1 protein-coding gene is annotated in these 1,053 nt (G+C 66.5%); it reads right to left on the reverse strand.

Going from position 1 to position 1,053, the window contains the following annotated elements:
* Positions 1-23: 23 nt before the first annotated feature.
* Positions 24-904, reverse strand: a protein-coding gene (locus tag ACWED2_RS48320; RefSeq protein ID WP_449697240.1) for an IS5 family transposase whose coding sequence is annotated in 2 segments (ribosomal slippage) — positions 24-529 and positions 529-904 — 882 coding nt in all. Because the reading frame shifts where the segments join, the coding sequence is not laid out codon by codon here.
* Positions 905-1,053 lie beyond the last annotated feature (149 nt).

Below are 1,053 nucleotides of genomic sequence, written 5' to 3' on the forward strand. Positions count from 1 at the left end.
GCTAGGGCCTGTATCGAAGTCGGTCAGAGCCATTCGTTGATGGCGGCGACGTGGATGGTGGCTTCGTAGCGGACGGCGAGTTTTTCGTAGCGGGTGGCCACGGCGCGGTGGCGTTTGAGCCTGTTGATGCCGCATTCCACGGCGTGCCGCTGTTTGTAGGTCTCGGGGTCGAAGGCCGGTGGCCGGCCGCCCTTCGACCCCTTGGCCTTGCGGTGCGCGTCCTGGTCGGCTTTGCTCGGGATAGTCGCCTTGATCCCACGTTTGCGCAGGTGAGCCCGGTTGGCCTTGGAGGTGTAAGCCTTGTCCGCCAGCACCCGGTCCGGACGCGTCCGCGGCCGCCCTCCACCGGTCAGCCGAGGCACCCGGATCCCGGCCAAGACGGGGATGAACTGCGGGCTATCGCCGCGCTGCCCTGCGGTCAGCACGATCGACAACGGCTTCTGGCCCTGCTCACAGCCCAGATGCAGCTTCGTGGTCCACCCACCTCGGGACCGGCCCAACGCATGATCATCCGGCTCGACGGTCACCCCGCCTGGCGACTCGGCCTGAAGATCCCCCTTTTCCGCGCACCTGCGGCATGCTGATGCGCCCGAGTGATCGTGGAATCCACGCTCACGTCCCAGACGATCCGTCCCGCCGCCTCGGCCAACGCCTGCAATGCGGTCAATATCCGCTTCCAGGTGCCATCACGCTGCCACCGCCGAAACAGCCCATACGCCGCCGCCCACGAGCCATATCCAGCGGGGATGTCGCGCCAGGGTGCACCGGTACGTCCCCGCCACCGGATCGCGTCGATCAGCTGCCGCTTCGTCCACATCGACGGTCGACCCGGACGCGACGGTGCGGGCAGCAACGGCTCCAGCACCGCCCACTGAGCGTCGGTCAGGTCAAACCGCCCCGCCACCGCTAGGGTGTCCACGAGGTCTCCGGTGTTCAGGTTCTTCTTGGTCGACGAACCAACTACCGGAGACCTCACTCATTTCGGCCGACGACACGCCCAGCACAGTCAACTCCAGCTCAACCTGCCGGAGACAACTTCGATACAGGCCCTAG

It is taken from the genome of Amycolatopsis sp. NPDC005003 (genome assembly GCF_053600695.1).